22 protein-coding genes and 1 riboswitch are annotated in these 26,924 nt (G+C 68.6%); of the genes, 17 read left to right on the top strand and 5 right to left on the bottom strand.

The window, feature by feature from the left end; translation table 11 throughout:
* Positions 1-77: 77 nt before the first annotated feature.
* Positions 78-1,949: a tetratricopeptide repeat-containing diguanylate cyclase gene (locus tag PDM28_RS18875; RefSeq protein WP_311183234.1), complete on the bottom strand. Its 1,872-nt coding sequence runs from the start codon at positions 1,947-1,949 to the stop codon at positions 78-80.
* A gap of 92 nt (positions 1,950-2,041) precedes the next feature.
* Here PDM28_RS18875 and PDM28_RS18870 point away from each other — a divergent pair, with 92 nt between their 5' ends.
* The 3 genes from PDM28_RS18870 to PDM28_RS18860 all read left to right on the top strand — a co-directional run bounded on the left by PDM28_RS18870 (position 2,042) and on the right by PDM28_RS18860 (position 8,089).
* Positions 2,042-3,391: a sensor histidine kinase gene (locus PDM28_RS18870; RefSeq protein WP_311183233.1), complete on the top strand. Its 1,350-nt coding sequence runs from the start codon at positions 2,042-2,044 to the stop codon at positions 3,389-3,391.
* Positions 3,392-3,454: 63 nt separating this feature from the next.
* On the top strand, positions 3,455-6,901 hold the full coding sequence (locus PDM28_RS18865) for a hybrid sensor histidine kinase/response regulator (RefSeq protein WP_311184735.1): 3,447 nt from the start codon (positions 3,455-3,457) through the stop codon (positions 6,899-6,901).
* 75 nt (positions 6,902-6,976) lie between these two features.
* On the top strand, positions 6,977-8,089 hold the full coding sequence (locus PDM28_RS18860) for a hypothetical protein (RefSeq protein ID WP_311183232.1): 1,113 nt from the start codon (positions 6,977-6,979) through the stop codon (positions 8,087-8,089).
* Positions 8,090-8,187: 98 nt separating this feature from the next.
* Here PDM28_RS18860 and PDM28_RS18855 read toward each other — a convergent pair whose 3' ends face one another.
* From PDM28_RS18855 to acs, 3 genes are all read right to left on the bottom strand, one after another.
* Complete coding sequence (locus PDM28_RS18855; protein WP_311183230.1) at positions 8,188-8,766, bottom strand: manganese efflux pump MntP; 579 nt, start codon at positions 8,764-8,766, stop codon at positions 8,188-8,190.
* Positions 8,767-8,854: 88 nt separating this feature from the next.
* A riboswitch (yybP-ykoY riboswitch) is annotated at positions 8,855-8,945 on the bottom strand.
* A 205-nt stretch (positions 8,946-9,150) separates the two neighbouring features.
* Positions 9,151-9,816: a response regulator transcription factor gene (locus PDM28_RS18850; RefSeq protein WP_102946177.1), complete on the bottom strand. Its 666-nt coding sequence runs from the start codon at positions 9,814-9,816 to the stop codon at positions 9,151-9,153.
* An 18-nt stretch (positions 9,817-9,834) separates the two neighbouring features.
* Complete coding sequence (acs, locus tag PDM28_RS18845; RefSeq protein WP_311183229.1) at positions 9,835-11,778, bottom strand: acetate--CoA ligase; 1,944 nt, start codon at positions 11,776-11,778, stop codon at positions 9,835-9,837.
* A 248-nt stretch (positions 11,779-12,026) separates the two neighbouring features.
* Between acs and PDM28_RS18840 the strand changes: the two genes are divergently transcribed.
* From PDM28_RS18840 to xth, 4 genes are all read left to right on the top strand, one after another.
* Positions 12,027-13,454 (top strand): DcaP family trimeric outer membrane transporter, encoded by a 1,428-nt coding sequence (locus tag PDM28_RS18840; RefSeq protein ID WP_311183228.1) that lies wholly within the window; start codon positions 12,027-12,029, stop codon positions 13,452-13,454.
* Between the two features lie 63 nt (positions 13,455-13,517).
* A complete protein-coding gene (locus PDM28_RS18835; protein WP_311183227.1) occupies positions 13,518-15,173 on the top strand; it encodes an MFS transporter in 1,656 nt (551 codons plus the stop codon).
* An 83-nt stretch (positions 15,174-15,256) separates the two neighbouring features.
* Entirely contained in the window at positions 15,257-16,672 is a 1,416-nt protein-coding gene (locus tag PDM28_RS18830) for a coniferyl aldehyde dehydrogenase (protein WP_311183226.1), read from the top strand.
* A 130-nt stretch (positions 16,673-16,802) separates the two neighbouring features.
* The gene (xth, locus tag PDM28_RS18825; RefSeq protein ID WP_311183225.1) at positions 16,803-17,570 is read left to right on the top strand and encodes an exodeoxyribonuclease III; all 768 of its coding nucleotides are present in this window, start codon (positions 16,803-16,805) and stop codon (positions 17,568-17,570) included.
* Positions 17,571-17,622: 52 nt separating this feature from the next.
* On the opposite strand, the gene PDM28_RS18820 is transcribed toward xth, so the two are convergent.
* Positions 17,623-17,874 (bottom strand): GlsB/YeaQ/YmgE family stress response membrane protein, encoded by a 252-nt coding sequence (locus PDM28_RS18820; RefSeq protein WP_102946183.1) that lies wholly within the window; start codon positions 17,872-17,874, stop codon positions 17,623-17,625.
* A 90-nt stretch (positions 17,875-17,964) separates the two neighbouring features.
* Here PDM28_RS18820 and PDM28_RS18815 point away from each other — a divergent pair, with 90 nt between their 5' ends.
* The 10 genes from PDM28_RS18815 to PDM28_RS18770 all read left to right on the top strand — a co-directional run bounded on the left by PDM28_RS18815 (position 17,965) and on the right by PDM28_RS18770 (position 26,873).
* The gene (locus tag PDM28_RS18815) at positions 17,965-18,564 is read left to right on the top strand and encodes a 4'-phosphopantetheinyl transferase family protein (protein WP_311183224.1); all 600 of its coding nucleotides are present in this window, start codon (positions 17,965-17,967) and stop codon (positions 18,562-18,564) included.
* A gap of 51 nt (positions 18,565-18,615) precedes the next feature.
* On the top strand, positions 18,616-19,254 hold the full coding sequence (gene rsmG, locus PDM28_RS18810) for a 16S rRNA (guanine(527)-N(7))-methyltransferase RsmG (protein WP_102946185.1): 639 nt from the start codon (positions 18,616-18,618) through the stop codon (positions 19,252-19,254).
* Between the two features lie 88 nt (positions 19,255-19,342).
* A complete protein-coding gene (locus PDM28_RS18805; RefSeq protein ID WP_311183223.1) occupies positions 19,343-20,140 on the top strand; it encodes a ParA family protein in 798 nt (265 codons plus the stop codon).
* Complete coding sequence (locus tag PDM28_RS18800; RefSeq protein WP_311183221.1) at positions 20,140-21,063, top strand: ParB/RepB/Spo0J family partition protein; 924 nt, start codon at positions 20,140-20,142, stop codon at positions 21,061-21,063. Before PDM28_RS18805 ends, PDM28_RS18800 begins: the two co-directional genes overlap by 1 nt.
* Before the next feature lie 4 nt (positions 21,064-21,067).
* A complete protein-coding gene (locus tag PDM28_RS18795) occupies positions 21,068-22,033 on the top strand; it encodes an SDR family NAD(P)-dependent oxidoreductase (RefSeq protein WP_311183220.1) in 966 nt (321 codons plus the stop codon).
* Positions 22,034-22,119: 86 nt separating this feature from the next.
* The gene (locus tag PDM28_RS18790) at positions 22,120-22,842 is read left to right on the top strand and encodes a glycosyltransferase family 2 protein (RefSeq protein WP_311183218.1); all 723 of its coding nucleotides are present in this window, start codon (positions 22,120-22,122) and stop codon (positions 22,840-22,842) included.
* A 2-nt stretch (positions 22,843-22,844) separates the two neighbouring features.
* The gene (locus PDM28_RS18785) at positions 22,845-23,186 is read left to right on the top strand and encodes a lipid-A-disaccharide synthase N-terminal domain-containing protein (protein ID WP_070209275.1); all 342 of its coding nucleotides are present in this window, start codon (positions 22,845-22,847) and stop codon (positions 23,184-23,186) included.
* Between the two features lie 80 nt (positions 23,187-23,266).
* The gene (locus PDM28_RS18780; RefSeq protein WP_311183217.1) at positions 23,267-25,045 is read left to right on the top strand and encodes a DUF885 domain-containing protein; all 1,779 of its coding nucleotides are present in this window, start codon (positions 23,267-23,269) and stop codon (positions 25,043-25,045) included.
* 141 nt (positions 25,046-25,186) lie between these two features.
* The gene (locus PDM28_RS18775) at positions 25,187-26,407 is read left to right on the top strand and encodes a membrane-targeted effector domain-containing toxin (RefSeq protein ID WP_311183216.1); all 1,221 of its coding nucleotides are present in this window, start codon (positions 25,187-25,189) and stop codon (positions 26,405-26,407) included.
* A gap of 58 nt (positions 26,408-26,465) precedes the next feature.
* A complete protein-coding gene (locus PDM28_RS18770; protein WP_311183215.1) occupies positions 26,466-26,873 on the top strand; it encodes a CopL family metal-binding regulatory protein in 408 nt (135 codons plus the stop codon).
* The last annotated feature ends 51 nt before the right edge of the window (positions 26,874-26,924 follow it).

Raw genomic sequence — 26,924 nt, 5'->3', positions numbered from 1 at the left:
TCTACCGCGGCGGGGCTGCGCTGGGCGCGGTCCACCGGGGGGGGCGCAGGTAGAGCCACGCCCTGCGTGGCTGCGCGTCAGGGCGACCAGCGAATCGGCTGGCTGCCGCTCAGACTGATCCACCCGGCCGCCATCGCCGCTTCCGGATTGCCCAGCACCGCATGCAGATGCGGTGCCTCGCTGCTGTGTTCACCCCACACGCCGGCCCACGCATTGCGTCCGCTCTGGCGCGCACCCTGCAACGCACGGTCGGCCGCACGAAGACTGTCTTCCACCACCGCCGGCGCATCCGCGAACAACGGCAGCGGCGCTACGCCCACGCTGGCAGTGAGTGTCAGGTGCTGCTGCGGCCCGGCTTCCACCACCAGCCGTTCGATCGCCAACCGCAGGTGGCTGGCCAGTGCCTGCGCCGCTTCGGCAGTCGTGTCGTGGCGGGCCACCAGGAACGCCGCGCCGCCCCAGCGTGCCAGCAGGTCGTGGCGGTCGCAGGCGGCCTGCAGGCACTGCGCCACGCTGTGCAGCACGCGGTCGCCGGCGGCCTGGCCGTGGCGGTCGTTCAGGGTCTTGAAGTCATCCAGTTCCACCAGCAGCAGCGCGCTGCGGTGGTGGCCGTCGCTGCGCGCGCTGCGTTCCTCCAGCCGGCGCTCGGCCTCACGCCGGTTGAGCAGGCCGGTGACCGCGTCGGTGCGGCTGAGCAGGGTCAGCTGGCGCCGCTGGCGGTGCAGCCGCAGCACGATCACCGTGGCCAGCGCACCGACCACGACCAGCGCGATCACCGCGCTGTTGCGGATCACCCGCACCCGGCCCAGATCCTGCTCGGCATTCACCTGTGCGGGATCGATGCTGCGTTCGGCCGAGGCCTGCAGCCGCGCCAGCTGGCCCAGGGTCTCGCCCTGGTTGCGCGCCTTGTCCAGCGCACGGCCCTGGCGCGTGAGTTCGAGCGCCTGGTCGCGGTGGCCGAGCAGGGTGTGCAGGTCGCCGAGCAGGTCCAGCCCGTTGCGGATCTCTTCGGTGAAATGGCCGCCCACCGCCAGTCGCTGCGCCTGTTCGGCCAGTGGCAGTGCCGCGGCGGTGTTGCCCCGGTCTACGGCCACCCGGGCCAGGCGCTGCAGGGTCACCACCTGGCCCTGCGGATCCTGCGCGGCCTGCCAGGCCAGCACCCGGCGCAGGCCGGCTTCGGCCGCATCCAGCTGGCCGGCAACGCGCTGGATCTCCGCGCGGTGGCTGGCGATGCGGTTGAGGAACAGTTCCTGCCCGGCCAAGCGGGTGCCGATCGCTTCGGCACGCTTGAACGCGGCCGCGGCCTGCGCGTGGCGCTGCAGGTTCAGCAGCGCATAGCCGTAGTTGTAATACAGGATCAGGTCGCCGGCATTGGGCGGGCGGTGCAGGTGCTCGCTGAGCACGGTGGCCTTGTGCAGGTAGGTGAGCGCGCCTTCGGCATCGCCCATCGCGTCGCCACGGATCATCGCGATCTGCATCAGTGCGCTGATCTGGCCCTGCGCGTCGCGCTCGCGGACCGCCTCGTCCAGCAGGGTGGCGGTCAGGCTCAGCGCCCGGGCGCGTTCGCCGCCCCACAGCAGCAGGTGCGCGGCGATGGTGCGCGCACGCTGGCGGTCGGCGGGGGAGGCGTCGGCGCGTGCTGCCGCAGCCAGCAGGCGGTCGGGCAGCTCGGTGGTCTGTTCCAGCTGGCCCAGCGCCCGCGCGGCGGCGCCCAGGCAGCCCACCGCACCGATCTCCATCGAGGTCGACAACGCCGGCCCGGCCAGCAACCGGCGCGCAAGCTGCAGCGCGGCCTGCGGTTCGCTGGTGAGCAACGCGTTGCACTGCTCGACCTGGGCCATCCGCGGCGCCCCGTCGAGCGGGCGTTGCGCCAGCGCAGGCAACGCGATCAGCGACAGCAGTATGGCAAGCGCACGCAGGGTGCGCCGGACAGGCAACAGCTTGGGCATGGCAACAACGACTTCCCCGGTCGAATGCAGACGCACTGCTAATATACCGGGGTTGCCGCCGCGTGCCGGCGCCGCCCGCCGACCCGCCCCGCATGCCCGAGCCGACGCCCCGCACCCGCGCCGACAGCACCGACCGCCCGCACGGGCTGGGCCGGCGCACCGACGCCATGCTGCGCAGCCTGCTGCTGCTGGTGGCGCTGTACCACCCGCTGCTGGCGGCGTGGATCGCGCTGCGGCTGGGCAGCGGCCTGGATCTGATGGTGCCGTCGATGGCGGCCGCGCATACACTGCTCTGCGTGCTGTGCCTGCTCGAACACCGCAACGGGCGCAGCCTGCATGCCGCCGCGACCTTCCTGGTCGGCGAAGCGCTGCTGCTGGTGCTGGCCTATGGCTACTGGGCCGCGCAGTTGCGGGTGCAGATGGTGCAGCTGGTACCGGTACTGCTGGTCGCCGCGGTGCTGGGCCGGCGGCCGCTGGCCTGGGCCACCGCCTGGCTGTGCGCGCTGATGACGCTGGGCGGATGGATCGACGCGGCCGGCGCGCTGTTCCGCCCGGACCGGGTGCTGCAGGCGGCCACCGACCTGGCCGTGTCCGCGTTCGGCGCGGTGATGACCGCCTGGCTGCTCCACCACAGCGTGACCGGCCTCCGCGAAAGCCTGCACGAGGCCCGCCAGCGCAGCCAGGAGCTGGCCCGCAAGCGCGATGAGCTGCAGGTGGAGATGCAGGCGCGCGAGCGCTCGCGCGACCAGCTGGTGCACGCGATGAAGATGGACAACGTGGGGCGCCTGGCCAGCGGCATCGCGCACGACTTCAACCACCTGCTGGCGCTGGTGCTGGGCTATGTGGCCAAGGCCCGGCGCAGCGAAGGCGCAGCCCTGCAGGACGCGCTGCAGGGCGCCGATTCGGCGACCCGGCGGGCCAGCGCGGTCAGCCGCCGGCTGCTCGACTTCAGCCGGCTCGAACCCGGCCGCCCGCAGCTGCTGGACGCGGCGGCCACGCTCACCGCGATGGCGCCGGTGGTGCAGCAGGTGTTCGACGAGCGCGTGCACTGCGAGGTGGACACCGGTGGCGTGCAGCGGCTGATCCATTTCGACCCGGCCCAGCTGGAGTCGATCCTGCTCAGCCTGGCGGTCAACGCCAACCAGGCGATGCCCGACGGCGGCCGCTTCAGCCTGCGCCTGCAACCGCCGCAGCCCGACGGCGCGCTGGTGCTGCAGCTGCAGGACACCGGCCAGGGCATGAGCGAAAGCGTGCGCGCGCGCTGCCTGGAACCGTTCTTCACCACCAAGCCGGTCGGGCAGGGCACCGGCCTGGGCCTGTCGGTCACTGCCAGCCTGGTGGCCGCCGCCGGCGGCTCGGTGCAGGTGCACAGCCGCCCCGGCGCCGGCACCCGGATCGAGCTGCACCTGCCCTCGCGCCCGTTGGCGCCGCTGGCGGCCTGAGCATGACCGCAGGCGGCCCGATCCAGCGGCTACACTGCCGCATGCGCTTGGGGAAACGTGCCCGTGGTTTCTAGCTGGATCCTGCTGCTGGTGTCGGTGGCCTATGCCGCGCTGCTGTTCGGCGTGGCCTGGTGGGGCGACCGGCGCCCGATGTACCCCGACCGCCCGTGGCTGCGCCCGGTGGTCTACAGTCTGGCGCTGGCGGTGTACTGCTCGTCGTGGACCTTCTACGGCGCGGTCGGCACGGCGGTGCGCAACGGCATCGGCTACCTGCCGATCTACTTGGGGCCGCTGCTGCTGCTGCTGTTCGGCTGGCGCATCATCGAGCGCCTGGCGCTGATCGCGCGCAGCCAGAACGTGGTCTCCATCGCGGACTTCATTTCCTCGCGCTTCGGCCGCTCGCGGCGGCTGGCCGCGTTGGTTGCGGTGATCGCGCTGATCGGCATCATTCCGTACCTGGCGCTGCAGTACAAAGCGGTGGCGATGAGCCTGCAGGTGCTGACCGGCAATGTCGGGCCAACCGGCTACTTCAGCGACCCGGCGCTGTACGTGGCGCTGCTGATGGCATTGTTCGCCACCCTGTTCGGCACCCGCCAGGTGGATGCCACCGAGCACCACCACGGCATGATGCTGGCGATCGCGCTGGAGTCGATGATCAAGCTGATCGCGATGGTGGCGCTGGGCCTGTTCGCCTACCTGTGGCTGGCCGACCGCGGCGAAACCGTGGTGCGCAGCGCGCATACGCTGTTCACCGGGCTGCCGCCGGTGGGCTTCATCTCGCAGACCCTGCTCAGCTTCCTGGCCATCGTCTGCCTGCCGCGCCAGTTCCACGTGGCGGTGGTGGAATGCGGCGACGTGCGCGATGTGCGCCGCGCGCGCTGGATGTTCGGCGGCTACCTGGTGGTGATCTCGGCGATGGTGATTCCGATCGCCACCGCCGGCGTGACCCTGTTTGGCACCGGCGGCAGCATTGCCGACGACAGCATGGTGCTGGCCCTGCCGCTGGCCGAAGGCCGCAAATTCCTGGCCCTGGTCGCGTACGTGGGTGGGTTCTCGGCCGCGACCGGCATGGTCATCGTCGCCTCCATCGCACTGGCCACCATGGTCAGCAACGACCTGGTGATGCCGGTGCTGCTGCGCCGCAGTGGCGACCACCAGGAAGCGGCGGACATGGCGTCGCGGGTGCTGTGGATCCGGCGCCTGGCGATCCTGCTGCTGGCGATGGCGGCCTACAGCTACTACCGCGGAAGCAGCAACGACAGCACGCTGGCCTCGTATGGGCTGATGGCGTTCGCGGCGGTGGCGCAGTTCGCGCCCGGATTGATCGGCGGCCTGTACTGGCGCGGTGCCAGCCGCCGCGGCGTGGAAGCCGGCATCCTGCTCGGCTTCGGCACCTGGATCTATACGCTGCTGCTGCCGGCGTTGACCCATGCCGGCTGGACCGACGGCAGCTGGCTGCTCGACGGGCCGTTCGGCATCAGCTGGCTGCAGCCGCAGGGCCTGTTCGGCATGACCGGCTGGGACCCGCTTACCCACGGCACGTTCTGGTCGCTGCTGATCAACGCCGCAGCGATGCTGCTGGTCTCGGTGCGCTGGCGCCCGGGCGTGGACGAGCGCCTGCGTGCCGCGCCGTTCCTGGACCCTTACGCACAGCGCCCGTCGGTGGCCGGCGACTGGCCCGGCCACGTGCACGTGGGCGACCTGCTGGCGCTGGCCGCGCGCGTGGTCGGTGACCGCCATGCGCGGCGCTCGTTCTTCGAACAGGCGCAGTCGCTGGGCCGCGAGCTGCAGGCCTCGGCCGCCGCCGACCGTGCCTGGGTGCAGTTCACCGAGCGCCTGCTCGCCGCTTCGATCGGCGCGGCCTCGGCGCGGCTGCTGCTGACCAGCCTGCTGCGCGGCTCGGGCATGGACCTGGGCGAAGTGGTGGCGGTGCTCGACGAAGCCGGGCAGGAGCTGCGCTTCAACCGCGAAATCCTCTCCACCACGCTGGAGAACATCAGCGCGGGGGTCAGCGTGGTCGACCCGGACATGCGCCTGACCGCCTGGAACCGCCGCTACCAGCAGATGTTCGGCTACCCCGACGGCATGCTCTACGTGGGCCGCCCGGTGGCCGACCTGATCCGCTACAACGCCGAGCGCGGCGAGCTGGGCGAGGGCGAGATCGACGTGCAGATCAACCGCCGCATCGGCTACATGCGCGCCGGCTCGCCGCACATTTTCGAACGCACCCGCAGCGACGGCCGCGTGATCGAGATGCGCGGCCAGGCGCTGCCCGGTGGCGGCTACGTGACCAGCTACAACGACATCACCGACTACAAGCACGCCGAAAACGCGCTGTTGGAAGCGAACGAAACGCTGGAGCAGCGCGTGGCCGAGCGCTCGCACGAAGCCGAGGTGGCGCAGCAGTCCAAGACCCGCTTCCTGGCCGCGATCAGCCACGACGTGCTGCAGCCGCTCAACGCGGCGCGGCTGTTTGCGTCGGCGCTGCGCGACAGCCACCACAACAATGACGAGCAGCGGCATCTGGCCGAGCGCGTGGATGCCTCGTTGCGCGCTGCCGAGGAACTGCTGGACGGGCTGCTGGATGTGTCTCGTCTGGATGCCGGCGGCCTGCACCCGGTGATCGGCGACTTCGACGTGAGCCTGCTGATGCGCGAGCTGGCCGCGCAGTACTCGCCGGTGGCGGCCGGGCGCGGCCTGCGCCTGGATCTGTTCGCGCGCCCGGCCTGGGTGCGCAGCGACCGCCGCCTGCTGCGCCGCGTGCTGCAGAACTTCCTGGCCAATGCGCTGCGCTACACCCGCCAGGGCCGCATCGTGCTGGCGGTGCGCCACCGTGGCGAGGAGATCGAACTGCAGGTGTGGGACACCGGCCCGGGCATTCCCGAGCACCACATGCAGCAGATCTTCAACGAGTTCCACCGCTACCAGCAGCCATTCGACTGGGGCGAGCAGGGGCTGGGCCTGGGCCTGTCGATCTGCCAGCGCATCTCGCGCCTGCTCGACCACCGCCTCAATGCACGCAGCCAGGTCGGCAGCGGCAGCATGTTCTCGATCCTGCTGCCGCGCGCGGCGGTGCCTGAGCTGCCGCCGAGCGACGCGCCCGCCGCCGTGCCCGAACACAGCACGCGCACCGACTCGCTGGCCGGCATGCGCGTGCTGTGCGTGGACAACGACCAGGAAATCCTCGACGGCATGCGTGCGCTGCTCGGCCGCTGGCAGGTAGAGGTGATTACTGCCAGCACCGTGGACCAGGCGCTGGAGGAGGTGATGGCGCAGCCGGACGTGATGCTGGTGGACTACCACCTGCACGACCGGCTGGACGGGCTGGACACGCTGGTGGCGCTGCGCGCGCAGGCCGGGCGCGACATTCCCGGGGCCCTGCTCACCGCCGATGGCCGCGACGAGCTCAAGCGCATGGCGCGCGACCGCGGCTACCGCCTGCTGACCAAGCCGATCAAGCCGGCCTCGCTGCGCGCGTACCTGGCGGCGCACTCCACCCTGAAGGGATGAAACCGACAGGCGCGGCGCTGCCGCGCTGTCCTGCTGTCTATGCTGCTCGGCCCACCTTCACGCTGCGGAGCCTTCGTGCCGATTCCCTCATTGCGCTCCATTCTTGCGACGCCGCTGCATTCGCACGGCGCGATCCCGCTGGGGTCCCTCGTGGGCGCTGCGGTCGGCGCGGCCTTCTCGCTGGCCTTTCGCGGCTGCAGCAATGTGGTTCCCGATGCACTCATCGGCGGATGGATGGGTATCGGCTGGACCAATGTGCAGCGCTTCCTGGACCCGGACAGAACCCTGACGCCGCTGCAGGAGCATGAGCTGGCGCTGGTCGACTACCCGGCTGTCCGACAGGCGCTGCGCGATCGCGGTACCAGCGTGAACGACCTGGATGCGCTCAAGGTGCTGGCCGGGGAGATCGAAGGCGACGTCAACCGGATGACCCGCCAGTTCGACAGCTACTGCAGCAGCCGTGGCATGCCGCCGAATCCCCTGATGCGCGGCGTCATCCGTCACTTCTACCTGACCCACCTCCGCTACCCCACGATCATGCTGCTTAGCAAGCTCAGTTCCAGCGCCTGTTATCTGGTAGCGGGCAGCAATGAGCAACGGGGGACCATCGCGGACGGGCTGAACCAGGACGGCGTGCCGGCCGGCACCGTACTGCGCCAGCTGCATTGCCCCTACCTGCGCGTGGACCTGGCCAACACCGCGCTGCGCAATGCCCGCGCGTTCTCCACCGAGGAATGCGAGGGGGAAATGCGTGTGCACTCGGTGCATGCGTCGCCCGGTGAAACGCTGGAGACGCTGGAGCCGAGTGCGCTGGTCAGCGTGACCAACCGGCGGCATACACGGCGCCGCGTTGCTTCAGGGGAAGCCCGCCCACCGGTGCCCGACCTGGTGGCGTCGGCCACTGTTCGGGAAAACGTATTCCGCAGCGCGTTGCTGCGCGAGAAACTTGCGGGCGTGGCGCCGGACAGCCGCACCTGGCGCGAATTGAACCGGATCGAAGAGGATCTGGCAGCGAACCGGCCCTGTGGTCACACGGTGCGCTACCAGGGCGTGCTGTATCAAGCCGACGACATTCATTGGGAGGGCCGGCAAAGTCCGGGGCGAAACGCCTGGCGCCTGCTGCACCTGAAGACGCCTCACGGTTACGAGCTTGTCGACATCGTTGATTACCACCGGCCGAGGTCGTAGGGGTTGCCCGCCAGCGGCGGGCACTACAGTGTCCGGGGACCGTGGCGATGGTCGGAGCGCCCGGGTGCTGTAGTGCCGGCCGCTGGCCGGCAACCTCGTCAACCCACGGCGCCACTAAGGTGCTCATACAGAATCGCACTGCCGACCAGGATCAAAATCACGCCACCGGCGATCTCCGCACGCTTGCCGATCATGCTGCCCAGCACGCGGCCCAGCATGATGCCGGTGGTCACCATCACCAGCGTGCACAGGCCGATCACCGCCGCCATCACGCCGATATGCACGTCCAGGAAGGCCAGGCCCACGCCCACCGCCATCGCGTCGATGCTGGTGGCGAAACCGGTCACGGCCAGGTGCCAGAACCCGCGGTGCTTGTCCCCGTCCTCGTCGGCTTCTTCCGCATCCGGCTTCACGCCGTTGATGATCATGTGCACACCCAGCGCGCCGAGCAGCACGAAGGCAATCCAGTGGTCGAACGCTTCCACGTAGGAGGACGCGGCACGGCCCAGCAGCCAGCCGATCACCGGGGTGATCGCCTCGATCACGCCAAAGATCAGGCCCGCGCGCAGGGCATCGGGAAAGCGCGGCTTCCGCATGGCCGCACCTTTGCCGACCGCCGCCGCGAAGGCATCGGTGGACATGGCAAAGCCAATCAACAACATCGAAATGGGAGACATCAGGGACACGAGCAGGTCGGGCAAAGACGGGCAACGGCCCGCGTTCGCGCCCAACCTGTCGTTGCGCACGCGGACCGCTGGTCTCGCCAACCATGATGGCTGCCCGCACCACGGCGCACTGGCCGAGTATGTTGATGCGGGCGTTTCCTTCAGCGGGAAACCGGCTACTCCCCAAGGGGACGCGAAGCTTAGCACCGCGAACGCGGATTACCCCGGAATGGGCGAATTGCGCAGGGAGTGCTGGATTTTATAGCTGTGGCTATAACGGCGGCCATGGACCGCGCGAACGGCAGCGGGGCAGAGCCCCGCTCTACCGGCGTAGTGCCGGGCTCTGCCCGGCAACCGGTAGTGCCGGCCGCCGGCCGGCTCCACGCATATCCCGAATCAATCTTCCTCAGGCGGCAACACCAACGGCTCATCATCGAGCGTCAGCTTCCCCGCCATCAGCACCGCCTGGGTGCGGTTGGTCACGCCCAGCTTGCGCAGGATCGCGGTCACATGCGCCTTGATCGTCGCCTCGGACACATTGAGGTCGTACGCGATCTGCTTGTTCAAGCGCCCCGCGCCCAGCATCTGCAGCACCCGGAACTGCTGCGGGGTGAGCTCGCGCAAGCGCTGCCCGACCTCACGCTCCTCGCGCCCGGTCTGCGGCACGTTGTGCGCCTCCGGCGGGGCCCAGGTCTCGCCGTCCAGGATCGCGCCCAGCGCATGGCCGATCGTGTCCGAGTCGGCAGACTTCGGAATGAAGCCGAACGCACCGTGGTCCAGCGCCCGCCGCATCACCGTTGGCTCCTCGCGCGCGGACACCACCACCACCGGCAACTGCGGATGCAGCGCCCGCATGTGCACCAGCGCGTTGAAGCCCTGCGCGCCGGGCATGTTGAGGTCCATCAGCACCAGGTCGGCGTCGGCATGCTGTTCGGCCAGCTGGTACAGCGCTTCCACGCTGTCGGCTTCGAACAGCTGCACGCCCGGCATCACCCGCTGCACCGCACCGCGCAGGGCTTCGCGGAACAGCGGGTGGTCGTCGGCGATCAGCAGGGTAGGCATGGGGGATGCGAACTCCAACTACTTGACCTTGCGTTCTTCAACCAGCGAGGCGACCACGGACGGATCGGCCAGGGTCGAGGTATCGCCGAGCTGGTCCGGCGCGTTCTCGGCGATCTTGCGCAGGATGCGGCGCATGATCTTGCCCGAGCGCGTCTTGGGCAGGCCCGGCGCCCACTGCAGGTGGTCGGGCGAGGCGATCGGACCGATCTCCTTGCGCACCCACGCAATCAGCTCCTTCTGCAGCTCGTCGCTCGGCGTCTCTTCGGCCACCAGGGTCACGTAGGCGTAGATGCCCTGGCCCTTGATGTCGTGCGGGAAGCCGACCACGGCCGCCTCGGCCACCTTCGGGTGCGAAACCAGCGCGCTTTCCACTTCGGCGGTGCCGATGCGGTGGCCGGACACGTTGATCACATCGTCGACGCGGCCGGTGATCCAGTAGTAGCCATCTTCATCGCGACGGCAGCCATCCCCGGTGAAGTACGCGCCCGGGTAGGTGCGGAAGTAGGTGTCGATGAAACGCTGGTGGTCACCGTAGACGGTGCGCATCTGGCCCGGCCACGAGTCGCGGATGATCAGGTTGCCTTCGGTCGCGCCGTCCTTGATCTCGCCATCGGCATTGACCAGCGCCGGCTGCACGCCGAAGAAGGGCAGGGTGGCCGAACCGGGCTTGAGGTCGGTGGCGCCGGGCAGCGGCGAAATCAGGATGCCGCCGGTTTCGGTCTGCCACCAGGTGTCCACGATCGGGCAGCGGCCATCGCCAACCACGTCGTAGTACCAGCGCCAGGCTTCCGGATTGATCGGCTCGCCGACGCTGCCGAGCAGGCGCAGCGAGGCACGCGAGGTGCGCTTCACCGGCGCGTCGCCTTCGCGCATCAACGCGCGGATCGCGGTCGGTGCGGTGTAGAAGATGCTGACCTGGTGCTTGTCGATCACCTGCCAGAAGCGCGAGGTGTCCGGGTAGTTCGGCACGCCTTCGAACATCAGCGAGGTGGCACCGTTGGCCAGCGGCCCGTACACGATGTAGCTGTGCCCGGTGACCCAGCCGACGTCGGCGGTGCACCAGTAAATGTCGTCCTCGCGCAGGTCGAACACCGCTTCATGGGTGTAGGCCGCATACAGCAGGTAACCGCCGGTGGTGTGCAGCACGCCCTTGGGCTTGCCGGTCGAGCCGGAGGTGTACAGGATGAACAGCGGGTCTTCGGCGTTCATGCGCTCGGGCTCGCACTGCGCCGGCTGCGGGTCCACCACATCGTGGAACCAGCGGTCGCGCGGGGCCTGCATGTCCACCGCACCGCCGGTGTGGCGCACCACCAGCACGGTTTCCACCGTGGTGGTGCCGGGCAGCTTCAGTGCGGCGTCCACATTGGCCTTCAGCGGAATTTTCCGGCCGCCGCGCAGGCCTTCGTCGGCGGTGATGATCAGCTTGCTGCCGCAGTCGATCACGCGGTCGGCAATCGAGTTCGGGGCGAAACCGCCGAACACCACCGAGTGGATCGCGCCGATCCGTGCGCAGGCCAGCATGGCCACTGCAGCGTCGACGATCATCGGCAGGTAGATGGTGACCCGGTCGCCCTTCTTGACGCCCAGCGCGCGCAGCGCGTTGCCGAGGCGGCAGGTGCGCTCGTACAGCTCGCGGTAGGTCACGCCCTGCGCCGGTGCGTCCGGGCTGTCCGGCTCGAACAGCAGCGCCACCTTGTCGCCGCGCTTGTCCAGCTGGCGGTCCAGGCAGTTGACGCTGGCGTTGAGTTCGCCGTCTTCGAACCACTTGATCCGGAAATCGTCGAGCTGGTAGCTGACGTTGCGGATCGTGGAAGGCTTCTTGAACCAGTCCAGCCGCTCGGCGGCCTTGCCCCAGAACGCGTCGGGGTTCTCCACCGAGTCGCGGTAGAGCTGCTGGTAAGTGTTCTTGTCAATGCGCGCCTTGGCGGCAACGTCCGCGTTGACGGGGTAAAGATCGGCCATGGCACCCTCACTTGCACTAGGACTGGGTTGTGCGATCGCAGCATAACCCGCGATTGTTCCCGCTCAGTGTGCCGCATCCACCCGGTCGCGCGGTATCGGCACGGTTAGACCTTGGTCGAACGGACCCGGGGATATGTCCATACCTACTACCAATTGCCAATAGCCGGGGTGCGTCAGCCGGCCGCACGCTCGGCTCGACCGTGACCCCACACGCGGCGATCACCTTGCCACCCGGGAGAGAGGGCAACATGAGCACCCGTATGTTGAAGACCATGCGCAAGCCGCTGGCGACCTGTTTGCTGGTCGCGCTGGTGGCCCCTGGCATGGCGTTTGCCGAGACCGCCAAAGAGAAGCAGCTGGAAGCCCGCGTCGCCGAACTGGAACGCCAGGTGCAGCTGCTGCTGTCCACCACCCAGCAGCAACAGGGCCAGATCAGCCAGGCCCAGACCGACGTCACGGCAGTGAAGGCCGTGCAGGCACAGCAGCCCGCCGTGGCCACCGTGCCGGCCGGCAAGCAGCCGATCCAGGTCACCACCATCACCCCGGGCGCCGCGCCGGGCACCACGGTCAAGATCGGCGGCTTCATCAAGGCCGACTTCCTGCTCACCCAGACCGGCGACGGCCAGCTCGCCGACGACGCCACCGGTCGTGCGCTGTACCTGCCGGGCCAGACCCCGGTGGCCGGTGCCGGCGGCAGCGGCGAGAAGTCGGACGTGGACTTCAACGCCCACGCCAAGTTCTCGCGCTTCAACCTGGGCATCGACAACGTCTCGGACAAGGGCAACAAGTCCGGTGCGTTCTTCGAGATGGACTTCTTCGGCAACTCGCTGGGCAACCAGACCGCCACCAATACCTACGGCGTCACCCTGCGCCATGCCTACATGTACTGGAACAACTGGCTGGCCGGCCAGACCTGGTCGAACTTCATGGACGCGGCCTCGCTGCCGGAAGCGGCCGACTTCGTCGGTCCCACCGACGGCGTGCTGTTCGTCCGCCAGACGCAGGTGCGCTACACCCAGGGCGGCTTCAGCGTCGCGCTGGAAAACCCGGAAACCACCGTGCTCACCGGTACCCGCAACCCGGTCACCGGGGCGTGGACCAATGCCGCCAGCAACAGCGACCGCGGCTCCCTGCCGGACCTGACCCTGCGTTACGGCTGGAAGGGCGACTGGGGCACCTTCGGCGTGGGCGGCATCGTGCGTCAGCTGAAGGTGGACAACCAGGCCACCGGCGCCGACGCCGACAAGATCGGCGGCGGCCTGACCCTGGGCGGCAAGTGGGTGATGGCTGACAGCGACACCCTGCATTACCAGATCAGCGGCGGCGAAGGCATTGCCCGCTACGTGGGCCTGGGCGTCACCGCCGACACGGCCTACGACGTGGCCCGCGACGAACTCAACCCGACCGGGGTGCTGGCCGGCTATGTCGGCTGGCGCCACGCCTTCACCCCGAAGCTGCGCACCAACCTGATCTATGCGCGCAGCGATTACGACAACGACAGCGTGCTCGGCCCCCTGGTCACCAAGAGCGTGCAGAGCATCCGCGGCAACATCTTCTACACACCGATGCCCAAGGTCGATATCGGTGCGGAGTACATGTACGGCGTGCGCGAGATCGAAGACGGTCGCAAGGGCGACATCAACCGCGTGCAGTTCACCACGAAATACAGCTTCTAAACACAACGAACGCCGGTCCACGGGCCGGCGACATCCACGATTGCTTCGGAGGGGAAGCGTCCCATGTCCACCACACCATTGCCTGCAAAGGCAGAGCTCACCAAGGGCCACAAGAAGGTCATCTTCGCGTCCAGCCTGGGTACCGTTTTCGAATGGTATGACTTCTTCCTGTACGGCTCGCTGGCGGCGATCATCGCCAAGCAGTTCTTCAGCGGGGTCAACGAAACCACGGGCATGATCTTCGCCCTGCTGGCCTTCGCCGCCGGCTTCTTCGTGCGCCCGTTCGGCGCGGCCTTCTTCGGCAGCCTCGGCGACCGCATCGGCCGCAAGTACACCTTCCTGGTCACGATCCTGATCATGGGCATCTCGACCTTCCTGGTCGGCGTGCTGCCCAACTACGCCTCGATCGGCTTCGCCGCCCCGGTGATCCTGATCGTGCTGCGCCTGGCCCAGGGCCTGGCGATGGGCGGCGAGTACGGTGGCGCGGCCACCTACGTGGCCGAACATGCACCGGAAGACAAGCGTGGCCTGTACACCAGCTTCATCCAGTGCACCGCCACGCTCGGCCTGTTCATGTCGCTGCTGATCATCCTGGCCTGCCGTTACTTCCTGGGCAACGAAGCCTTTGAAGCCTGGGGCTGGCGCATCCCGTTCCTGGTCTCGATCATCCTGCTGGGCATTTCGGTGTGGATCCGCCTGCAGCTGAGCGAGTCGCCCCTGTTCCAGCAGATGAAGGCCGAAGGCAAGGGCTCCAAGACCCCGTTCCGCGACAGCCTGAAGGGCGGCAACCTCAAGCTGATGCTGCTGGTGCTGCTCGGTGCCGCGGCCGGCCAGGCCGTGGTGTGGTACGGCGGCCAGTTCTACGCGCTGTTCTTCCTGAGCAGCATGCTCAAGGTCGACGCCACCACCTCCTACCTGCTGATCGCCGCGGCGCTGGCCCTGGGCACGCCGTTCTTCATCTTCTTCGGCTGGCTGTCGGACCGTATCGGCCGCAAGAAGATCATCCTGGCCGGCTGCCTGCTGGCGGCGGTGACCTACATCCCGATCTTCAAGGGCCTGACCCACTTCGCCAACCCGGGCATCGAAGAAGCCCGCAGCGGTTCGCCGGCGCTGGTCATCGCCGACCCGAACACCTGCTCGTTCCAGTTCGATCCGGTCGGCCTGCGCAAGTTCACCAGCTCCTGCGACGTGGCCACTGCCGCGCTGACCAAGGCCGGCGTGCCGTATGACGTGCAGCCTGCCGCCGCCGGTTCGCTGGCGATGGTGAGCGTGGGCAACACCCAGGTGACCTCGTTCGAAGCGGCCGGGCTGACCAAGGACGAGCTCAAGGCCAAGGGTGATGCGTTCGGTAGTGAGTTGAAGGGTGCATTGACCGCGGCGGGTTATCCGGCGAAGGCCGACAACGCCCGCATCAACATCGCCGGCACGGTGTTCATGCTGTGGCTGCTGGTGCTGTACGTCACCATGGTCTATGGCCCGATCGCGGCCTACCTGGTCGAGCTGTTCCCGACCCGCATCCGCTACACCTCGATGTCGCTGCCGTACCACATCGGCAACGGCTGGTTCGGTGGCTTCCTGCCGGCGATCTCGTTCGCGCTGGTGGCCGGTACCGGCAACCTGTATTACGGCCTGTGGTACCCGATCATCATCGCGCTGATGACGGTTGTGGTGGGCGGGTTGTTCCTGCGCGAAACCAAGGGTGTGGATATCACCAAATAAGTTCCATGGGCATTGATGGACCGAGGGGCCGTGGCGTTTGCCACGGCCCCTTTTCGTTACGGAACCATTGCTATATTCCAGCCATGGATCCCACCCACATTGCCCCCACCGCGCTGCCAAGCATCCTGCACACGCTGCGCACTGCCTGGCAGGCCCACCGCCCTTCGCTGGAGCAACGCCGCAACGACCTGCAACGCCTGCGCGCCGCACTGAAATCGCGCCTGCCCGAAATGGCCGAGGCCATCGCCGCCGACTTCGGGCACCGTTCCACCCACGAATCGCTGATCGCAGACGGCATGACCGTGCTCAACGAGATCGACCACCTGCTCGGCCACCTGCGGGGCTGGATGCGGCCGCGCCGGGTCGGGGTGGGCTGGCGGTTCTGGCCGGCGCACGCGCAGACCCGGCCGGTGCCGCTGGGCGTGGTCGGGGTGATCTCGCCGTGGAACTACCCGGTGAACCTGGCGCTGATTCCGCTGGCCACCGCGATTGCCGCGGGCAACCACGTCATCCTCAAGCCGTCCGAACACACCCCGCGCACCAGCGCGTTCCTGCAGGACCTGCTCGCATCGGTATTTCCGGCCGACCGCGTGGCGGTGGTGCAGGGCGACGGCGAACTCGCCGCTGCGCTGTCCGGCTCACCGCTGGACCATCTGGTGTTCACCGGCTCCACCGCTGTGGGCCGCAAGGTCATGGCCGCCGCCGCCCGGCACCTGACTCCGCTCACCCTGGAGCTGGGCGGCAAGTCGCCGGCCATCGTCTGCAGCGACTACCCGCTGGACAAGGCCGCCGCGCGCCTCGCCACCGGCAAGTGGTTCAACGCCGGGCAGACCTGCATCGCGCCGGATTACGTGCTGATCGACGGCCGCCGCCAGCGCGAGCTGGTGCAGCAGCTGCAGACCCGGGTGCGGGAGCGCTACGGCGATTTCAGCGACGCCAGCGACTACACCCGCATCATCCACGAGGGCCAGTACCAGCGCCTGCTCGGCTACCTGGCCCAGGCCCGCGAACGCGGCGTGCCGGTGATCGAACTGGCCACTGTCGACCCCGAGCGCGCGCGCCGCGAACGGCTGATCGTGCCGACCATCGTGCTCGACCCGCCGGCGGACCTGGACCTGATGCAGGAGGAAATCTTCGGCCCGATCCTGCCGGTGTGCGCGTACCCGGACCTGGCCGCAGCGGTAGCCGACGTGCAGGCCCGCGACCGCCCGCTGGCGTTGTACGTGTTCAGCGATCATCGCGAGGCGGTGGAGCAGGTGCTCGGCCAGGTGGTGGCCGGTGGCGTCACCGTCAACGACACCCTGCTGCATTTCGCGATCAACGGCCTGCCGTTCGGCGGGGTGGGTCCCAGCGGCATGGGCGCGTACCACGGGCGGGCCGGGTTCGATGCGATGAGCAAGCAGCTGCCGATCCTGTGGCAAGCACGCTGGGCGGCGAGTGATCTGTTGAAACCGCCATATTCAAAGATCGCGGGGTTGTTGAGGGCGCTCGTACGGTGATGAATGTACGTACCGACGTAGTGCCGGCCGCCGGCCGGCTCCTCCCGATGCCGGCACCATGCGGAGCCGGCCGGCGGCCGGCACTACGGTCCGCGGGCATCCATCCCCCACCCCCGGGTAGAATGCCCCCATGAAAATCGCCTCCTGGAACGTCAACTCCCTCAACGTGCGCCTGCCGCACCTGGAACAATGGCTCACGGCGTTCGCGCCGGACGTGGTCGGGATCCAGGAAACCAAGATGGAGGACCACAAGTTCCCCGACGCGGTGCTGGCCGGGCTCGGCTACCGCAGCGTTTTCGCCGGGCAGAAGACCTACAACGGCGTCGCGCTGCTCTCGCGCGAACCGGCCCAGGACGTGCAGATCGGCATTCCCGGCTTCGAGGACGAGCAGAAGCGCGTCATCGCCGGCACCGTCAACGGCGTGCGCATCATCAACCTGTACGTGGTCAACGGCCAGGACGTGGGCACCGACAAGTATGAGTACAAGCTGCGCTGGCTTGAAGCGGTGCACGCCTGGGTCGCCGCCGAACTGGCGAAGTACCCGGAGCTGGTGGTGATGGGCGACTTCAACATCGCCCCGGAAGGGCGCGACACCCACGACCCGCTGGTCTGGAACGAGAACCACATCCTCACTTCCACCGCCGAACGCGGCGCGCTCAACAAGCTGCTGCAGCTGGGCCTGCACGACGCGTTCCGCCTGCACAGCGAAGAAGAAGGCGTGTTCAGCTGGTGGGACTACCGCGCCGCCGGTTTCCGCCGCAACCTGGGCCTGCGCATCGACCTGACCCTGGTCTCCGACGCGCTCAAGGCACGCGCACTGGCCTCGGGTATCGATCGCGAACCGCGCACCTGGGACCGGCCGAGCGACCATGCCCCGGCGTGGGTGCAGCTGGGCTGAAAAAGAAAAGGCCCGGCGGGTGCCGGGCCTTTCCCTTGTCCACCGGCGTTGTTTACCGGATGCGCTTGCGCGTAAACAGGTTCACGATGGCAAGCAGGATCACCGCGCCGATCAGCGAGTACAGGAACGACCACAGCGAAATGCCGTCGTTGATGTTGCCGCCGAACAGGAACCCTGCAATCAACGCACCCACGATGCCGACCACGATGTTCAGGATGATGCCCTGCTGCGCGTCGCGACGCATGATGATGCTGGCCAGCCAGCCCACGATGCCACCGACGATCAACCAGATGATGATGCCCATGTTGGTGACTCCCTCTGAGTGGATGAAGCGGCGCCAGTTGAAGGCAACCCCCGTGAAGTCCCCGTGCAGTGGGCTTGGCGGGGGCTTGGCATGAGCCTGCCGGCCACCCTGGACGGCCCCTGGCGGTTCGGCCCGGTCACGGTCTGGCGGCTGCCGCATGTGCCCGGCACCCGCGGCGAGCCGCAGGCCCGGGTGCTGCTGGCCGAGCAGCTCGGCGGCAGCCCGGAGACCCTGCCGCTGCAGCGCGACCCGCGCGGCCGGCCCGAACTGCATGGCCCGCTGGCGCACATGGGCACCGGCTGGAGCCACAGCCACGGCCTGCTGCTGGTCGGGCTGGGCGAGGGCGTGCGGCTGGGGGTGGACCTGGAACCGCTGCGGCCCCGCCCGCGCATGGCCGAGATCATCGAGCGCTTCTTCCACTCTTCCGAAGTGGCCTGGCTGCTTGGCCTGGACGACACCGCCCGCAACCATTGGTTCTTCCGGGTCTGGTGCGCCAAGGAAGCCATCCTCAAGGCGCAGGGACAGGGCATCTCGTTCGGCCTGCATCGCCTGCACCTGGCCCCGGGACCGGACGGCGCCCTGCACCTGGCCTGGGCCGACCCCGAACTGGGCCCGGCCGCGCGCTGGCACCTGCACGAATGGCAGGCAGCGGATGATTTCCGCGCCGCGCTGGCCTGGCACGCGCTCTGATCGCGCCGAATCCGCGCAGTACGACCGGCGCCACCCTGCGATAATGGGCGCATGACCGAGCACACTCTTCCTTCCAACGTGGCTGCCGAGCTTGAAAAAGGCCTGGCCGCCATGGGCCTGGACGCCGCCCTGGCGCCGCCGCTGCTGACCTACCTGACCCTGCTCAACCGCTGGAACAAGACCTACAACCTGACCGCGATCCGCGATCCGCTGGAGATGGTCACCCGCCACCTGCTCGATTCGCTGGCGATGCAGCCGTACCTGGAGCAGGGCACGCTGGCCGACCTCGGCACCGGCCCGGGGCTGCCGGGCATCCCGCTGGCCATCGCCCGCCCGCAGCTGCAGGTGACCCTGGTCGAAAGCAACGGCAAGAAGGCGCGCTTCATGCGCGAAGCGGTGCGCCAGCTGGGCCTGGGCAACGCCCGCGTGGCCGAGTCGCGCGCCGAAGCGCTGGACGAGCCGGCCGCGTATGACAACCTGACCGCGCGCGCGATGGACACCCTGGCCGGGATCATTGCGGTCGGCGGCCACCTGCTGCGCCCGGGCGGGCGCCTGCTGGCGATGAAGGGCGTGTACCCGCACGACGAGATCGCCCAGCTGCCGGCCGGCTGGCAGGTCGAACAAGTGCTGCCGCTCAAGGTTCCCGGCCTCACCGGCGAGCGTCACCTGGTCGTGGTGGCCGGGCCATGAAGGGCCCCGGCGCGCATCTCACAGTGCATGACACGGCCGCTGACCGCATAATGCCCAGTCCCACTCCCTGCCGATGAGGCTCACCCGCATGGCTCGCATCATCGCCATCGCCAACCAGAAAGGTGGCGTCGGCAAGACCACGACGGCCGTCAATCTGGCCGCCGCCCTGGCTGCTGCACCCAAGCGCGTGCTGCTGGTCGACCTCGATTCCCAGGGCAATGCGACCATGGGCAGCGGCGTGGACAAGCGCGAAGTGGCTGCCTCCACCTGCGACCTGCTGCTCGGCGAGAGCACCGCGTCGGAGATCCGGGTGACCACCCCGGAAGGCTTCGACCTGCTGCCGGGCAACATCGACCTGACCGCCGCCGAGATCCAGCTGATGGACCAGGGCGAGCGCGAACAGCGCCTCAAGCGCGCGCTGGCACCGATCCAGGAGGAGTACGACTTCATCCTGATCGACTGCCCGCCGGCGCTGTCGCTGCTGACCCTCAACGCCCTGGCCGCCGCCGATTCGGTGATCGTGCCGATGCAGTGCGAGTACTACGCACTGGAAGGCCTGAGCGCGCTGGTGGAAACCATCGACGCGCTGCGCGCCAACCTCAATCCCAGCCTGGAGATCGAGGGCGTGCTGCGCACCATGTTCGACGTGCGCAACAACCTGGCCAATGCCGTGTCGGCTGAACTGACCGAGCATTTCGGCGACCGCGTGTTCCGCACCATCGTGCCGCGCAACGTGCGCCTGGCCGAGGCGCCCAGCCACGGGCAGAGCATTGTCGGCTACGACCGCGCCTCGCGCGGCGGCGTGGCCTACCTCGGCCTGGCCGGCGAGATCATCCGCCGCCACCACCAACGCAACACGGCCGGCAAGGCCATGGAGACCGCCTGATGAGCAGCAAGCCCGCCCCCGGCAAGAAACGCGGCCTCGGCCGTGGCCTCGATGCGCTGCTGGGGCCCAAGGGCGCGGTGACACAGGTGCAGGCGGCGGCGGTGGTCGAACCGCTGCCGGGTGAAGTGCTGCGCAGGCTGCCGGTCCAGCACCTGCAGCCGGGCAAGTACCAGCCGCGTCGCGAGATGGACGAAACCAAGCTCGCCGAGCTCGCCGAGTCGATCAAGGCGCAGGGCGTGATCCAGCCGATCCTGGTCCGCCAGCTCGGCCCGGACAGCTTCGAGATCGTGGCCGGCGAACGTCGCTGGCGCGCTTCGCAGCTGGCCGGCCTGGACGAAGTGCCGGTGGTGGTGCGCGAGCTGGAAGACCGCACCGTCATCGCGATGGCGCTGATCGAGAACATCCAGCGCGAAGACCTCAACCCGCTGGAAGAAGCCGAAGCGCTGCAGCGGCTGATCAGCGAATTCGCGCTGACCCATGCCGAAGCCGCCCAGGCCGTGGGCCGCTCGCGCGCCTCGGTGTCCAACCTGCTGCGCCTGCTGGAACTGCCGGTGGCGATCCGCCTGCTGCTGGGAACCCGTCGCCTGGAAATGGGCCATGCCCGCGCGCTGCTGACCCTGGCCCCGGAACTGGCCAGCAAGCTGGCCCAGGAAGCGGCCGACCAGGGCTGGTCGGTGCGTGAGGTCGAACACCGCGCGCAGCAGTTCGCGGCCGGCAAGGTGCCTGCCAACCTGCGCAAAAAGCCCAGTGCCAGCGCGCCGCAGGCCGATATCGCCTCGCTGGAAACCGAACTCTCCGAATCGCTGGGCGCGCGCGTGGCGATCAACCATGGCCGTGGCGGCAAGGGCAAGCTGATCATCCACTACACCGACCTGGACACCCTGGACGGCGTGCTCGAAAAGCTGCGCGTCCGCAAGGACTGAGCCCATGACCGTCCTTGTCACCGGCGCGGCGGGTTTCATCGGCGCCTACACCGTGCGTGCCCTGCTCGATGCCGGGCAGCGGGTGGTCGGGCTGGACAACTACAACGACTACTACGATCCGCAGATCAAGCGCGACCGCGTGGCCGCGCTGTGCCCGGATGCCGACATCCGCGTGCTCGACCTCACCGACCGCGACGGCCTGGCCGCGCTGTTCGATGAGGTGCAGCCCACCCGCGTGATCCACCTGGCCGCGCAGGCCGGGGTGCGCTACTCGCTGCAGAACCCGCACGCCTACGTCGACAGCAACCTCACCGGGTTCGTCAACATGCTGGAGCTGTGCCGCCATCGCGGCGTGGACCACCTGGTGTATGCCTCCAGCAGCTCGGTGTACGGCGATTCGGCCACCCCGCCGTTCTCCGAAGACCAGCGCATCGACAAGCCGCGCTCGCTGTACGCCGCGACCAAGGCCGCCAACGAGCTCATGGCCTACACCTACGCGCAGCTGTACGGCCTGCATGCCACCGGCCTGCGCTTCTTCACCGTGTACGGCCCGTGGGGCCGCCCGGACATGGCGCCGCTGCTGTTCTCGCGCGCAGTACTGGCCGGACGCCCGATCGAGGTGTTCAACGAAGGCCGCATGCAGCGCGACTTCACACATGTTTCCGACATCGTGGCCGGTATCCTCGGCGCGCTGGCGCATCCGTCCAGTGACGACGTGCCGCACCGCGTGTTCAACCTGGGCAACCACACCCCGATCGAGCTCGAGCGTTTCATCGGGATCATCGAGGATGCCGCAGGACGCCCGGCGCACAAGGTGTACAAGCCGATGCAGCCCGGCGACATGGTCCGCACCATGGCCGACACGCACCGTGCGCATGACGCGTTCGGCTATGAACCGGCCACGCCCATCGAGCGCGGGTTGCCGCCGGTGGTGGCCTGGTGCCGCGATTATTTCGGGGTTCGCGCCTGACTCACAACCTCAGGTTCATCTTCGGATAACCTTGATTGCGGAAAATGCGCGGTCTTTTTCACGCTTGCCCCTCGCAGAGCCCGAACATGAGCCACCCCCAGTTGTCGGTCGTCGTCCCGGTGTTCAATGAGCGCGACAACGTACAGCCGTTGATCGACGAGATCACCGCTGCGCTGCGCGGACACATCGCCTTCGAGATCGTCTACATCGACGACCACTCGCGCGACGACACCCTGGCTGTGCTCGAATCGCTGAAGGCCGCCAACCCGGAACTGCGGGTGCTGCACCATGTGACCCAGAGCGGGCAGAGCACGGCCGTGCGCAACGGCGTCAAGCAGGCGCGCGCGCCGTGGATCGCTACCCTCGACGGCGACGGCCAGAACGATCCGGCCGATATTCCCAGGCTGCTGGCCGCCCGTGCCGCCGCCGAAGCACAGGTCAAGCTGTTCGCCGGCTGGCGGGTCAACCGCCAGGACAGCGGCAGCAAGCGCTGGGCCAGCAAGTGGGCCAATGCGATCCGTGCGCGCATGCTGCGCGACGACACCCCCGACACCGGCTGCGGCATCAAGCTGTTCGAGCGCGAAGCCTTCCTGGACCTGCCGTATTTCGACCACATGCACCGCTACCTGCCGGCGCTGATGCAGCGGGCCGGCTGGAAAACCGTGAGCGTGCCGGTCAACCACCGCCACCGAACCGCCGGGGTGTCCAAGTACAACAACCTGGGCCGCGCGCTGGTGGGCATCCGCGACCTGCGCGGGGTGGCCTGGCTGATTACGCGCAGCCGGCGCACCGCCGTGGAAGAGCGTTGATGATGGCCCTGCACTGGCTCGACCAACCGCTGACCTGGCTGTTCTGGACCGGGCTGCACGTGACCGGCTGGAAGCTGATCGGCTACACCGGTGCGCTGATGTTCGGCGGCCGCTGGCTGGTCCAGTTCGTGGCCTCGCGCCGCGCCGGCAAGCCGGTGATCCCGCGCCTGTTCTGGTACATGAGCGTGGTCGGCAGCCTGATGACGCTGAGCTACTTCCTGTTTTCGGCCAAGCAGGACTCGGTCGGCGTGCTGCAGAACCTGTTCCCGGCGTTCACGGCGTTGTACAGCCTGAAGCTGGATATCCAGCACCGGGGCTGGAAGCGGGATCGCGCGGAGCATTGACGTGCATGACAATCGGTCCATGCGCGGGCCAGACCGGGATGCCATGATCGGGGTTTGCCGTCCCCCGGGAACCCCTGATCGTGAAATCACCGCTCGTTGCCGCGTTGCTGCTCGCCCTGGCCCTTCCTGCCCACGCCGTGCAGGCCGCACCGCCGGCCACGGCCGCCGCGCCGGCCAGCCTGGCCGCTGAATCCCCGGCCGACGCCGCGTTCCGGGCCATCTACGAGAAGGAATGGGCCTGGCGCCAGACCGGCGGCGGTGAGGCCAGCGAAGACAGTGACGGCCCGGCCAATGCCACCCGCATGCCCGACGTGGGCGCGGCCGCGCAGCAGGCGCGCCTGGTGGTCTGGGACGACGTGCTGGCCCAGCTCGACACGCTCGACACCAAGGCGCTCTCGCCGACCAACCAGGTCAACTACGCCATCTACCGCGACCAGGTCTACAACCTCGCCGCCGACGTGCGCCTGCGCGCGTACGAAATGCCGTTCAATTCGGACTCCTCGTTCTGGTCCGGCATCTCGTTCATGGCGCGCCGTGAGATGAAGACCGCCAAGGACTACCGCAACTACATCGCCAAGCTCAACGATGTGCCGCGTTACTTCGACCAGCAGACGGAGAACATGCGCGCCGGCCTCAAGCGCGGTTTCAGCGTGCCGCAGGCCGTGCTCGACGGCCGCGAGGTCTCCATCGCCACCGTGTCCGAGCTGAAGGACCCGACCCAGTCGCCTCTATACGCGCCTTTCAGGAAGCTGCCGGCCAGCATTCCGGCGGCCGAGCAGGCCGAACTGCAGGCCCAGGTCCGCCAGGCGATCAGCGGCAGCGTGGTGCCCGCGTTCGCCAAGCTGCGCACCTTCTTCGTCAGCGAATACGTGCCGCAGGCGCGCACCACTCTGGCCGCCGAAGCGATGCCGGACGGCAAGGCGTACTACCAGCAGCAGATCCACGAGTACACCACGCTCGACCTCACCCCGCAGCAGATCCACGAGATCGGCCTGAAGGAAGTGGCGCGCATCCAGAAGGAAATGAACGACGTCATCAAGCAGGTCGGGTTCAAGGGCAGCTTCGCCGAGTTCCTGACCTTCCTGCGCACCGACCCGCAGTTCTACGCCAAGACCCCGGACGAGCTGCTGCACCGCGCCGCATGGATCTCCAAGCGCGTGGACGGGGTGATCGGCAAGTACATGACCCTGCCGCGCGCGCGATTCACCATCGTCCCGGTGCCGCCGGACATCGCTCCGTTCTGGACCGCAGGCCGTGGCGGCATGGGCACCTACTGGGTGAACACCTACAACCTGCCGGCGCGTCCGCTGTACAACCTTCCGGCGCTGACCCTGCACGAGTCCGACCCGGGCCATGCGCTGCAGGGCGCGCTGGCCGCCGAGCAGGGCGAACAGCCCGAGTTCCGCCGCAACGCCTACATTTCCGCGTATGGCGAGGGCTGGGGGCTGTACAGCGAACGGCTCGGCATCGAAATGGGCATCTACGAAACCCCGTACGAGGACTTCGGTCGCCTGACCTATGAAATGTGGCGCGCCGCGCGCCTGGTGATCGACACCGGCGTGCACCACAAGGGCTGGACCCGCGAGCAGGCGCTGGCCTACCTGCGCGACCACACCGCGCTGAGCGAACACGAAGTCACCACCGAAGTGGACCGCTACATCTCCTGGCCGGGCCAGGCGCTGAGCTACAAGCTGGGGGAGATCGCGATCGTGCGCCTGCGTGGTGAAGCGGAGAAGGCACTGGGCGAACGCTTCGACGTCAAGGCCTTCCACGACGCCGTGCTCAAGCAGGGCTCGGTGCCGTTGCCGGTGCTGGATGCACAGATCCGCGCGTACATCGACGCGAACCGCGCCCCCTGATGTCGGCAATGGCCATGACCGATGTGCGCTGGCGCACGCATCGGCACATGGCCTTCCGGCACGATGCGGAAACTGCTTAGCGCGTCGCAGAGCGCGCCCGGCAGATGGCTAGGCTGGTCGACCCCCATAAGGAGCTCGACCATGCTGGATGCCCTGTCCGCACTGAAGTACCGTCTGATTTCTTCGCTCTCCCCGCGCGCGGCGCGTCGTCGTCCCGCCGCGACGCCGCGCCTGCTCGAAGTACATAACCGGCCTGGCGCCGGCGCGACGGCGCATCGGCCGGACACGGCACCCCCACGCCCGCCCAAGCCCGACCCGTTGCAGCGCTTCGCCGTGCCGTCCGGCCATGTGCAGGTGCTGGTCCCGTTGATGCAGAAGTATCGCCGCCTGCTCGACTCGCAGTACGCGATGCCGTTGCAGGACCGCGACGAGCGCAGCGCGATCGAGAGCTTCTTCACCACGCGCGCGCAACTGGTGGATGCCGCGCTGGGTGCCCCGGCGCAGGCGCTCGGCGTGCGCCGCCCGTGGCCCGACCTCGCGCCGCCCTCCAGCCACGCCAGACTGCTGGAACGGCTTTATCAGTGCTCCAACGGGCTGGTGATCGGCGAAAACCATGCTGCCCAAGGCAGCAAGCGCCTGTTGATCGACCACATGGACACGCTCCGGAAGCTGGGCGTGACCACGCTGTACCTGGAACACCTGCAGGACGACATCCACGGCGACGACCTCAGGCAGCTGCATCGCACCGGAACCCCGTCACCTGCACTGGGGCGCTTCCTGGCCGCGCAGGACATGGGCCACAACACCCACGCGGCCAGCGGCGCCACCTTCGGGGCCCTGGTGCAGGCGGCGGCGGATGCGGGCATCCGCATCGTCGCGCTGGACCTGATGGCCAGCTACCACCTGGGGGGTGCGCAGGGAGCGACAGGGTTGGATTCGCTGGAGCTGCGCATCAAGGTCATGAACCACGTCGCCGCCCAGCGCATCGCGCACGACCAGCGGCAGCAACGCGGCACTGCGCCCATGCAGCGCTGGGTGGCGCTGGTCGGCGACGCGCACGCCGGTGACTTCAACGACACGATCGGGTTGGGTGAACGCCTGGGTGTGCCAAGCCTGCGGGTGGAGGACATCAGCCCATCCTTCTCGCACCGGGTGCGGGTCGGCTGCGACCCGGTACGCACCGTACCGGGCAGCCTGGGCCGCAGTGACGGCACGGTACAGTGCGACTACCTGCTGCAGGTGCCGACCTGCGACGGCCGCGCGCGCAAGTCGACACCGGGCCCATGCAGCGCGGGTGAAGCCCTGCGCCAGCACGACCTGCACCAGGCCCGCTATGCCCCCGCAACGGCGCGCACGGCATGAACGGCCGCCGCCGCTGCGATTGTGTAACGGACATCGGCGCGGCTACCCTGCGCCGATGATGCCCCGCCTGCGCCGCCACCTGTCGCTGCCGCTCCGCCTGCTGATGCTGGTGGTGCTGCTGCTTGGCACGGCCGGTGGTGCGCTGGCCTCGGCCCTGGGTGACCTGCACGCGTTGTCGCATGCCGACGTGACCGGGCAGGCGCATGCGGCGTCGCATGCACCGCCGGCGAGCGGTGCAGCGGACGACGACAGTGACGCCAACCACGACGATGACGACGACGGCGCGCGCCTGCTGCACGCGCTGGTGCATTGCGGGCAGTGCCATGGCCATGGCGGCGTGCTGCCGCTGGCCGCCTCGGCCTGGTCGTTGCCGGCGGCGCCCGCACATGCGGTGCCGACCGGCTTGACCGCGCAGCTGCTGGCGCAGCCACCCGAGAGCCTGCTGCGCCCCCCGATAGCGGTGTGACCCCACGCGGCGCGATGCCGCGACGTCACCTTTGAACCGCAACTCGGAGAT

The organism is Stenotrophomonas aracearum (assembly GCF_031834615.1).
GTDB lineage: Bacteria > Pseudomonadota > Gammaproteobacteria > Xanthomonadales > Xanthomonadaceae > Stenotrophomonas > Stenotrophomonas aracearum.
Note: the sequence above shows the minus strand (reverse complement) of the source record. Positions and strands in the feature narration are given on the sequence as shown.

What these genes read in the sequence shown, in the direction of transcription:
- PDM28_RS18820 (WP_102946183.1), bottom strand. Translation starts at nt 17,874, where the DNA reads ATGGGCATCATCATCTGGTTGATCGTCGGTGGCATCGTGGGCTGGCTG.
- PDM28_RS18835 (WP_311183227.1), top strand. Translation starts at nt 13,518, where the DNA reads ATGTCCACCACACCATTGCCTGCAAAGGCAGAGCTCACCAAGGGCCAC.
- PDM28_RS18870 (WP_311183233.1), top strand. Translation starts at nt 2,042, where the DNA reads ATGCCCGAGCCGACGCCCCGCACCCGCGCCGACAGCACCGACCGCCCG.
- PDM28_RS18800 (WP_311183221.1), top strand. Translation starts at nt 20,140, where the DNA reads ATGAGCAGCAAGCCCGCCCCCGGCAAGAAACGCGGCCTCGGCCGTGGC.
- xth (WP_311183225.1), top strand. Translation starts at nt 16,803, where the DNA reads ATGAAAATCGCCTCCTGGAACGTCAACTCCCTCAACGTGCGCCTGCCG.
- PDM28_RS18850 (WP_102946177.1), bottom strand. Translation starts at nt 9,816, where the DNA reads ATGCCTACCCTGCTGATCGCCGACGACCACCCGCTGTTCCGCGAAGCC.
- acs (WP_311183229.1), bottom strand. Translation starts at nt 11,778, where the DNA reads ATGGCCGATCTTTACCCCGTCAACGCGGACGTTGCCGCCAAGGCGCGC.
- PDM28_RS18805 (WP_311183223.1), top strand. Translation starts at nt 19,343, where the DNA reads ATGGCTCGCATCATCGCCATCGCCAACCAGAAAGGTGGCGTCGGCAAG.
- PDM28_RS18830 (WP_311183226.1), top strand. Translation starts at nt 15,257, where the DNA reads ATGGATCCCACCCACATTGCCCCCACCGCGCTGCCAAGCATCCTGCAC.
- PDM28_RS18875 (WP_311183234.1), bottom strand. Translation starts at nt 1,949, where the DNA reads ATGCCCAAGCTGTTGCCTGTCCGGCGCACCCTGCGTGCGCTTGCCATA.
- PDM28_RS18775 (WP_311183216.1), top strand. Translation starts at nt 25,187, where the DNA reads ATGCTGGATGCCCTGTCCGCACTGAAGTACCGTCTGATTTCTTCGCTC.
- PDM28_RS18770 (WP_311183215.1), top strand. Translation starts at nt 26,466, where the DNA reads ATGCCCCGCCTGCGCCGCCACCTGTCGCTGCCGCTCCGCCTGCTGATG.
- PDM28_RS18795 (WP_311183220.1), top strand. Translation starts at nt 21,068, where the DNA reads ATGACCGTCCTTGTCACCGGCGCGGCGGGTTTCATCGGCGCCTACACC.
- PDM28_RS18815 (WP_311183224.1), top strand. Translation starts at nt 17,965, where the DNA reads ATGAGCCTGCCGGCCACCCTGGACGGCCCCTGGCGGTTCGGCCCGGTC.
- PDM28_RS18785 (WP_070209275.1), top strand. Translation starts at nt 22,845, where the DNA reads ATGGCCCTGCACTGGCTCGACCAACCGCTGACCTGGCTGTTCTGGACC.
- PDM28_RS18855 (WP_311183230.1), bottom strand. Translation starts at nt 8,766, where the DNA reads ATGTCTCCCATTTCGATGTTGTTGATTGGCTTTGCCATGTCCACCGAT.
- rsmG (WP_102946185.1), top strand. Translation starts at nt 18,616, where the DNA reads ATGACCGAGCACACTCTTCCTTCCAACGTGGCTGCCGAGCTTGAAAAA.
- PDM28_RS18790 (WP_311183218.1), top strand. Translation starts at nt 22,120, where the DNA reads ATGAGCCACCCCCAGTTGTCGGTCGTCGTCCCGGTGTTCAATGAGCGC.
- PDM28_RS18840 (WP_311183228.1), top strand. Translation starts at nt 12,027, where the DNA reads ATGAGCACCCGTATGTTGAAGACCATGCGCAAGCCGCTGGCGACCTGT.